The sequence below is a fragment of the Erwinia sp. genome, from assembly GCF_031978025.1.
GTDB lineage: Bacteria > Pseudomonadota > Gammaproteobacteria > Enterobacterales > Enterobacteriaceae > Erwinia.
Genome location: NZ_DALZCD010000201.1, coordinates 1 through 8,142, shown reverse-complemented (window position 1 = coordinate 8,142; position 8,142 = coordinate 1). Strand labels below are relative to the sequence as shown.

General features: G+C 58.6%; 9 protein-coding genes and 1 pseudogene. 1 reads left to right on the top strand and 9 read right to left on the bottom strand.

Annotated elements, in window-relative coordinates:
• Positions 1–130: 130 nt before the first annotated feature.
• Genes RTK32_RS15480 through RTK32_RS15450 form a run of 7 tightly spaced genes read right to left on the bottom strand, consistent with a single transcriptional unit; the run spans position 131 to position 6,438 of the window.
• Positions 131–1,276, bottom strand: coding sequence for a phage late control D family protein (locus RTK32_RS15480; protein ID WP_312045524.1), 1,146 nt, complete (start codon positions 1,274–1,276; stop codon positions 131–133).
• A gap of 11 nt (positions 1,277–1,287) precedes the next feature.
• Complete coding sequence (locus tag RTK32_RS15475) at positions 1,288–1,812, bottom strand: phage tail protein (RefSeq protein WP_312045522.1); 525 nt, start codon at positions 1,810–1,812, stop codon at positions 1,288–1,290.
• A 2-nt stretch (positions 1,813–1,814) separates the two neighbouring features.
• The gene (locus RTK32_RS15470; RefSeq protein ID WP_312045520.1) at positions 1,815–4,265 is read right to left on the bottom strand and encodes a phage tail tape measure protein; all 2,451 of its coding nucleotides are present in this window, start codon (positions 4,263–4,265) and stop codon (positions 1,815–1,817) included.
• Positions 4,258–4,380, bottom strand: coding sequence for a GpE family phage tail protein (locus RTK32_RS15465; RefSeq protein ID WP_125287881.1), 123 nt, complete (start codon positions 4,378–4,380; stop codon positions 4,258–4,260). The genes RTK32_RS15470 and RTK32_RS15465 overlap by 8 nt, the downstream gene beginning before the upstream one ends.
• A 32-nt stretch (positions 4,381–4,412) precedes the next feature.
• Positions 4,413–4,691 carry a phage tail assembly protein gene (locus tag RTK32_RS15460; protein ID WP_312045517.1) on the bottom strand — a complete coding sequence of 93 codons (279 nt, stop codon included), beginning with the start codon at positions 4,689–4,691 and terminating at the stop codon, positions 4,413–4,415.
• A gap of 57 nt (positions 4,692–4,748) precedes the next feature.
• Positions 4,749–5,258 (bottom strand): phage major tail tube protein, encoded by a 510-nt coding sequence (locus RTK32_RS15455; RefSeq protein ID WP_312045515.1) that lies wholly within the window; start codon positions 5,256–5,258, stop codon positions 4,749–4,751.
• Positions 5,259–5,268: 10 nt separating this feature from the next.
• Positions 5,269–6,438 (bottom strand): phage tail sheath protein, encoded by a 1,170-nt coding sequence (locus RTK32_RS15450; protein ID WP_312045513.1) that lies wholly within the window; start codon positions 6,436–6,438, stop codon positions 5,269–5,271.
• A gap of 185 nt (positions 6,439–6,623) precedes the next feature.
• On the opposite strand from RTK32_RS15450, the gene RTK32_RS15445 reads away from it, so the two are divergent.
• Positions 6,624–7,244 (top strand): hypothetical protein, encoded by a 621-nt coding sequence (locus tag RTK32_RS15445; protein WP_312045512.1) that lies wholly within the window; start codon positions 6,624–6,626, stop codon positions 7,242–7,244.
• Positions 7,245–7,344: 100 nt separating this feature from the next.
• On the opposite strand, the gene RTK32_RS15440 is transcribed toward RTK32_RS15445, so the two are convergent.
• Entirely contained in the window at positions 7,345–7,932 is a 588-nt protein-coding gene (locus RTK32_RS15440; RefSeq protein WP_312045510.1) for a tail fiber assembly protein, read from the bottom strand.
• Positions 7,932–8,142, bottom strand: a pseudogene (locus tag RTK32_RS15435) (phage tail protein); the annotation flags it as partial. The pseudogene RTK32_RS15435 and the gene RTK32_RS15440, both read right to left, overlap by 1 nt.

Below are 8,142 nucleotides of genomic sequence, written 5' to 3'. Positions count from 1 at the left end.
CATGGGCAGCGGTCTGGCAAAGCGGGCAATGCATCATTGTTGTTTTAACCTGTAAAAGCGAAGCGGGGTAGGGGATGTTTGGATTTTGCATAATCAAACTTTAACTTGCAAATTTTAATTTACGGTTATATCACCCTGTTTCACCGTCTTCCGTTTCGTAGTCAACATCAGATAAAAGCACTTCAAACTCCAGCGCCGTGGTGTAGCCGCTGCCGTTCAGGCTGTGCGTCACCTTGCTGATTAGCCAGGGCTGCGCGTCGATCACCGTTTTAAATCCGCTGACCCTGACCGGCGTTTCGGGGAAGAGATCCGCGCACCCCATTGCCAGCGTCAGTGAAAACTCGGCAACGCCGCGCTGCAGCTTGTCCCACTTTGCTTTCGCGGCCCGCATGGCGGCGGCTTTGGTTGCGTAAACCGTGGTCAGCGCAAACACGTTGTCTTCCGTCCCGGCCAGATAGTCGCCTTCCTTTGCCTCCGGCGTTTTGGCCGTGGCCTTTTTCTTTTTGGCCGCCGGGTGCTCCAGCGCGCGCAGGTGTTTCTCTTTCGGCTTGCGCTTCACCTTTACCTTTTTCGGCTTCGGGTCTTTGGTATGCAGCCAGCTTGCCGACACGCCGGTATACGCGCCCCGGTCGGCAATGCTGAAGCTGTGCCGGTCGCCGTCTTGCCGGGTGATGTTCAGCTGCGGAATGGGCTTGCCGCTGGCGGTTACGCCGCTGCCCGGTCGCAGGAACAGCAGCTTTCCGGCCTTCACGGCGGCCACCGCGCCGTACAGCGTGGCAAGGCGCGTCAGAAAGGCCGCATCGGTTTCCTGCGTCTGGTCGACATGGCTCACCGCCTGTGCGGCAAATCCGTCGGCCAGCACCGCCTTCAGTTTGTTACGCTCCGCTATCTGCCTCACCACGTCGCCCAGGGTGGTGTCGTGATACGACACCTCGCGCCGCGAGTTAAGCGTGCCGCGAAAATCCGCACTTCTGGCCCTGATGGTCATGGTATCCGGCGTGCCGTGGTGCTCCACCTCATCCACGGTAAACTCGCCCTTGCCGACCAGCGCCTGTCCTTTCCAGCCGAGAAAAAGCGTAATCACCGCGCCGCGTACCGGCATCGCCAGCAGCCCGTCGGCGTCGTCCAGCTCAAGGTCGAGCTGGTCGGCCTCAAAGCCCCGGTTATCGGTCAGCGTCAGCGAGATAAGCCGGTCGCGGATGTTGGCCGTCACGTCTTTAGAGTTGACCGACAGCATAAAGTCCGGGGCCATCTGCGCGCCCGCCTGTATTGCCATGCTGCTGATACTCACGACAGCAGCCCGCCCATGGTAGCCGTCACGCTGGCAGCAGCGGTTTTCGCCTGGCCGATAGCGGACGTGGCCTGGCCCGGCAGGTTTCCGGCTCCGCTTATCAGCCCGGCGGCCTGCTTCTGCAGGTCGCCAAACATCGACGTTAACGACTCGTCAACGCGCTTGAGGCTCAGCGTAAAGGTGATTTTCAGCGCGCTGCCGTTGCTTAAAAACTCGCTGTGCGAGGCGGAAAAGTTCTCCGTGACGTACATCCCGTAAATGGTGCCGTTACCGCCAATCAGCGGCCACGCCCGGCCCTCGTCGGCCAGCAGCTTAAAACTCAGCAGCGACACGGCACCGCCGGTCACCTCCGGGCGCAGCTCGCCGGTCAGGGTAATTTTTTCATCGCCCACGCCGAGGAACTGCGCCGATGCCCGCTGCCCGATACGGCTGTTTGTGGGCCAGCGGTAGTCAATATTTTGCTGCATGTCCGAATAGGGCAGCGTCTGGCGCATAAACGGCAGCAGCCCGTAAATCATCATGTTTATTCCCATCCCATTTTGCTGCGCTGCTGCGCCTGGCGGTTACGCTGCTCGCGGGCCTGATGCTCCGCCATCAGCGCCAGCGCGTCGTCTTTGGTCATGCCCGGATGCATGTGGATATCGTACTGGTAGCTGTTCTGGCTCTGGTCGCTGTAGCCGCCCGCCGCCGGTGCCGTTACCGGGCTGTAGGCCGGGCCGGTATCGGCTAGGCTCCACGGCAGGCCGTTCGGCGCGACCGGGTCGTGTTTATCCTGCGGATCGCCGCCCGGCACCTTGTCCTTTAAATCACCGGACTTGCTGTCGATAAGGTGCAGCTTTTCCAGCATCCACGTAATGCCGTTCGTCAGCTGGTCAAGCGCCTTGCCGGGTATCTTCAGCCCCTCGGCCAGCGCGTTGCCGAATTTTTTGCCCATATCCCCGGCGTTTTTCAGCTCCGTCTGCGTGGACTTCACCGGCTCCAGCAGCTTTTTAAACCAGCTCCACGCGGTCTGGATTTTGTCCGTCAGCCAGTCTAAAACCGGCTTCAGCGGCGCAAAGGCGTCGCTTATCGGCCCCGCAGCGGCGACAAAGCCATCGACCACGCCGCCCATAAATGCCTTAACCGGCTCCCAGTATTTACGGATTAACAGCGCACCGGCCACGACGGCGGCCACCACAACTGCAATCGGCAGCGTGATAGCGCCCAGCGCGGTCGTAATCGCGCCGCCCACCACGCTGAACACCGTGCCGAGCAGGCCCGCGCCCGCAATCAGCATGTTAATCCCGGCAATCACCGGCCAGGCAATCAGGCCGATAGCGCCCAGCGCACCCACGAAAATCAGGCCCGCCGTGGCGGCTTTGGCGATCCCTCCGGCCAGTACCGGGTTTTTCTGAATCCAGCCGTCCACGGTCAGCAGGAACCTGGTGCTTTTTTGGGTCAGCGAGCGCAGGGTTTTATCAAGGCCGTCATAAAGGTCGGTGCCGATAGCCTCTTTGGCGGACTGCAGCTCTTTGAAATCGCCGCCGAGGTTGTCCTGCTGCACGTTGACCAGCTTTGCCGTGCTGCCGTCCGACCCTTTAAAGGTTTTCGTCAGCCTGTCTAGCTCACCGCTGGCGGCGGATTTAATCAGCGTGACTGCCGAAGATGCCGCTTCCTCGCCAAAAATGGTCTTCAGGTATTCCGCCTGCTGGGTGTCGCCGAGCTTATTTTTTGCAAAGGATTTTTGCATCTCCTTCAGGATGGTGAAGAAAGGCCGCATATTGCCCTTGCCGTCGGCGGTCTTCACGCCCAGCTCTTTTATCGCCCTGAACGCCTCGCCGGTCGGTGCCTGCACGCGCAGCAGCATGGCGCGAATGCCTGTACCGGCCATGCTGGCGGTGGTGCCGTTATTTGCCAGCGCGCCAATCATCGCCGCCGTCTGCTCCGCGCTCACCTTTGCATTTTTCGCCACCGACGCGACGTAGGGCATGGCGTCGCTCAGGTCTTCAAATTTGGTCGCGGTTCTGTTGAGCGTCGCGGATATCACGTCGCCCAGGTGCGCGACCTCGCTGTTTGCCAGCCCGAACGCGTTTTTGGTGCTCATTAAAAGCTCGGCGCTTTCCTCCATCGTGCGGTTGTTCGCCAGCGACATATTCAGCGTCACCGGCGTGGCCGCCTTAATGTCGTCAACGTTCGCGCCCGATTTGGCGATAACGATTTGCGCCTGCGCGGCGTCGTTGGCCGAGGCCGCCGTGTTGTCGCCGATGCTGCGTGCCTGGGTACGCAGCGACTGAAAGTCAGCGGAGTTTTTATCAAGGCCGAGCGTCGCCTGCAGCGTGGAGTTAGCCAGCGCGAAGTCGTAGCCGGGGCGCAGCACGGAAGAGGCCGCGACCGCGCCGACCGTGGCCGCACCGACACCGGCCGCGCCGACGTTGCGCATTTTCGCCGACAGCTCCTGCCCTCTGCGGTAGCGCTCGCCGGTCTGGTTCAGCCGCTCCTGCTGCTGACTCAGGCGCTGCAGCTCCATTTTCTGACGGCTCAGGGTGACGGTCGCCTGGGCGGCGGCGGTTTTCAGGCGCTGCTGCTCGCTGCCGAGGCTTTTGGTGGAGATCCCGGCGGCGTTCAGCGCCTCGCGCTGCTGCTGCACCGACAGGCGCAGCCCGTTGCTTTTGGTCTGCAGCTCGCTGGCCGCCTGCCGCGCTTTTTCCAGCGCGCGGGCCTGCGCCGTGGTGGGCTTTTCAGTATTTTTAAAGGCCACGGCCAGCGCGGCCGCCTCGGCTCTGGCGTCCTTCAGGCTCTGCTGCGTGACGGCCAGCTGTACGCTTGATTTGCGAAAGCCGTCAATCTTCGCCGCCTGCGCGTCCAGCGCCTTCAGGCTGCTTTGCGTGTCGCGGATGCCGCCCGCCAGCGCTTTCGTCTGGTTCTGGATAGCCTTAAAAGGCCGCGTTGCCTGGTCCACCGCCTTCAGCAGCACCTGCAACTTGAGGTTATTCATCGGTTTTTACTCCGCTGCGAATGATGGCCTTGTGCCGCCAGTCGATAAGCTCGGCCAGCGGCATGGCGTACATTTCAGACGGCGGCCAGTGAAACACCGTCGCGATGTCCGCCATCAGGTCGTTAACGGTCAGCGCTTTGGGCCAGCTTACGCGTCCGACTTCGGCGACAAAAAACCGATCACCTTACCGGCCAGCGCAATCAGGTCGGCCGGGTCGAGGTTCAGGCACTCCGCTTTTGTCAGTGCGGGCAGGGTGATGCGCGGCAGTACGGTAATCAGCGCGTCCACGTCCGAGCCTGCGAGGTCGGCCAGGCGGGTGCCGCGCAGCGCGCCGGAATTGGGCCTGATAACATCAATGGTGTTAATCGCCTGCTCGCCACGCATAACCGGGGTTTCCAGGGTAACGGTGTTTTCTTTGGTTTCCATGATTGTTCTCTCTGTGCAAAAGGGGGTTAAGGCCAGCGCCGGGCGCTGGCTCAGGGGTTAAACGAGGCCGATATTTTTGCGGCGCTGCTCCAGGCGGTCGGTGCCGTTGACCTTCTCCACCATGTTGATGGTGTCGATTTCGATCAGCTCTTTGCCGTTAAAGGTCAGCTTGTAATAGGTGGATTTGGTGGTGATTTTGGTTTCGGTGTCCTCGCCCTGTTTGGCCTCGCCAAAATCAAACGCCTGATGTTTTCCGCGCACCTCAATTTCCACCGCGATTTCCTCGCCGGTGTCGTCGCGCTGGTACGAGCCGGTAAAGCGCAGCGGCACGGACGTTGCGCCCCACTGTGACAGCACCAGCTCGTCGAGGCCGCCGATGCTCCATTCCATATCCAGCGCGTCGTCGTCCAGGCCCATATCAATATGCGCCGCGCCGCTCATGCCGCCGCCCCGGAACGGGTCAAGCTTGCGCGACAGCTTCGGCAGCGTGACGCTGGTCACGACGCCCTGATAGCTGTTGGCGTCGTTAAAAAGGTTCATTCCCTTTAGTTTGCGTGGCAGTGCCATTTTTCAGCCCTCAGCTGTTAACGGACGCGGCGAAGTTCGCCAGGTATTTGTCGGTGATGCGCTGGCGCAGGGTTAAATCTTCCAGCGGCGGCACCGGCGTGTAGTCGTAATCAATCGACAGTTTGCCCGCCTTCAGCGTGTCCTTATCGTTGGCCGCCTCGTCGTACCAGCAGTTAGCGCCCAGCAGATAACCGGCGCTGACCAGCTCGCGGAATTTGGCGTTAATGCCCGCGATAATCTCGCGCACCAGTACCGGCGTCAGCGGCTTATCAACGGCCCACATGTGCGCTTCGGCCATCGTGTCGGCCAGCACCTGCGCGGTGCGGGTATAGTTCTCAAACGCAAACAGCGGGTCGTCGCTGCAGGTGCGGTTGCCCCAGAAGCGAAAGCCGTCCTTACGGATAAGCGTGGTCACGCAGGCTTCGTTAAGCAGGTCGGCGTCGGTGCCGGTCTGCTGCAAGTCCCAGAAGACGCCCGCCGAAATCCCGGTGACGCCGTTCACGCCGACGTTAGAAAGCGTCTTGTGCCAGCCGGTGTCGTTGTCGATTCTGGCGCGCAGGCCCAGCGCCCGCGCCGTGGCGTACGCGGTTTCGGACGCGTTGGCGGTGGTGTTCCAGGCGATAAAGTCCGGCCAGATAACCATGATTTCGCGCTGGCTGAAGTTCTCGCGGTATTTGCGCGCGTCAGAAACGGTTTTGCAGTTCCATGCCGAGACGTAGCAGAAGGCGCGCAGCTGCTGTGCGATACCGGCAAGCGCGGTCGCCACCTCTAAAGAGTCGAGACCCGGCGCGCCGAGAATGCGCGGCTTGACGTCGAGCTGGGTCTGCGCGCTTAACAGGGCTTTCATGCCGGTGTAATGGCCGTTTTCGTCGGTGGTGCCGATGATATTGGAGACGGTTTCCGCGTCGGTCGCGCCTTCGGCCACGCGCACCACGACCGTGACCGGTTTAGACTGGTCGGCAATTGCCTGCAGGGACGCGGCCAGCGTGCCTTTTTTACCGGCTTTCGCGATACCGGCCTGCACGTTGGTTAACAGTACCGGCGTGTTCAGCGGGAACGCGGTCGCGTCGGCGTCGTCGGCGGTACAGACCAGCCCGACAATCGCCGTGGAGACGGTGGAAATAGTGCGCGTGCCGTCGTTGATTTCGACGACGCGGACACCGTGATGATAATCAGACATCTGATGCACTCCGTGTGATGGGTGTGCTCAGATTGCCCGTTCAGGCGGGGCGGTGCATTCGATTGGGGTCTGGTGACCGATGAACAAACAATTGTTATTTTTAAGGAAAAGTACTATTAATAAGCGACCTAACTATTAATGTACTTTTATGCAAGTTCGAACTTGGTAGGCAAGGAGACTACGTTGTGAAATCAGAATCAACGCCTTTGGATAAGTGGATGAAAGAAAGCCTTTTTCGTGAAATGCTTTATCGACTCATCCCTTGGTCAGTAATATCTATTGTTATATATTTAGTAATATCATCAGAAAAAGATTTCTCTGCTTCTAGCTATTACGTATCGTATATGATACGCCAGATTAATATTTTTGGTGTTGTCCTTCCGGTATTAATAATTACCACAGTAATTGCAGTCATTTTCAAAGATATGGATGGGCAAGCAGTAGGGGTCTGGAAGTACCCTGGATACCTGGGAGCGATTGGGGTCTTTATTAGGAAAGTTCTTTCGGATGTACTGTTATGGGCTTATGGTTTAGCTTACAACCTTATATGTTTGACTTTAATTACTGCCGGTGTGCTGATATACAAAAATGGCTTGGGTGAAATTTCGGGTTCTTCGTCTTTCATGAGGCTGTTGCTTTTACTTTTTCTGCTCTCAATATCCTGCGGACTTTGCTATTTATTCATCCGCAGCGAAGGGAAAACAATATTTTTCACTGTATTCAAGGGGAACGAATGTTTTATCCCTCCAGTATATCTTGTTGTAGCTTTGACTGTTAGCGGTTATTTTTACATTGGTTGGGGGTAGCCTCTGCTTTATAAGGAAATCGGATTTCTGTTTTTTACAAATTAGGTTGTGAGTGCATGAAAATATCATTCATGCGCTCTTTCAAAAGTATGAATAAAAATCATACTGGCTTTATCGGCCAGATAATATCCGGTGAGGCGGTATCAACCACCTGCACGGCCTGCACGTACTTCATCCAAGCGGTAAGCGATGCCTTATCCGCATCGGTGATCATGTCGAGTCTCAACTGCGTCTGCCACGCCTGGGTCATGCTGTTGGCTTCGCTGATACGCGCCGCCTTTTCGGCTTCGGCTTCACTTACCGCTGCGGTTCGCTGCGCGTCGCCGTCCGTTACCCACTTCTCACCGTCCCACTTATCAAACACGGTTGCCGGTGCCTGCGTGGTGGTGCCCTCCGGGTAATCGCCCGGCGCGGTGATTGCTGTCGCCGTACCGTCCGCAGTGGACCAGACGGTTTCGCCACGATAATCTGCCACGGTCTGCCAGCCGCCGTCCCGGTAAACCGATACAAGGCCCGACTCTGCAGAAGGCGGCGCGCTGCTGCAGGCGCAGGCCGGAACGCCCACGCCCTGCGGCAAATATTCATCCGTTGCGCCGGTAAATTCGCCGCTCAGGCTGTCGTAGTTGTAGACCGTCAGCGTGCCAGCCGATTTTGCCAGGCCGCTTTTATCCAGTGTTGTCTTTGCCATTATGCGGCCCTTACGATGTAGTTAAATGCGACGTTCCGCGGGCGCATGGTGACCCACAGCACCCCGTCCGTCTGCGCAGCGTTCAGCTGCCTGGCTGATATCATGTTGTCGTTCAGAATAGGATCAAGAGCGTCGTTATTAGGCGCTTTCGCATCACCCGGCTGTTTTCTGGAGACGGAATCTGCCTGGTTAAACGCGGTTCCGACGCCC

Bases quoted from the DNA above. Each gene is read 5' to 3' on its own strand.
- RTK32_RS15475 (WP_312045522.1), bottom strand. From the start codon at position 1,812: ATGATGATTTACGGGCTGCTGCCGTTTATGCGCCAGACGCTGCCCTAT.
- RTK32_RS15460 (WP_312045517.1), bottom strand. From the start codon at position 4,691: ATGGAAACCAAAGAAAACACCGTTACCCTGGAAACCCCGGTTATGCGT.
- RTK32_RS15470 (WP_312045520.1), bottom strand. From the start codon at position 4,265: ATGAATAACCTCAAGTTGCAGGTGCTGCTGAAGGCGGTGGACCAGGCA.
- RTK32_RS15465 (WP_125287881.1), bottom strand. From the start codon at position 4,380: ATGGCGGACATCGCGACGGTGTTTCACTGGCCGCCGTCTGAAATGTAC.
- RTK32_RS15440 (WP_312045510.1), bottom strand. From the start codon at position 7,932: ATGGCAAAGACAACACTGGATAAAAGCGGCCTGGCAAAATCGGCTGGC.
- RTK32_RS15455 (WP_312045515.1), bottom strand. From the start codon at position 5,258: ATGGCACTGCCACGCAAACTAAAGGGAATGAACCTTTTTAACGACGCC.
- RTK32_RS15450 (WP_312045513.1), bottom strand. From the start codon at position 6,438: ATGTCTGATTATCATCACGGTGTCCGCGTCGTCGAAATCAACGACGGC.
- RTK32_RS15480 (WP_312045524.1), bottom strand. From the start codon at position 1,276: ATGGCAATACAGGCGGGCGCGCAGATGGCCCCGGACTTTATGCTGTCG.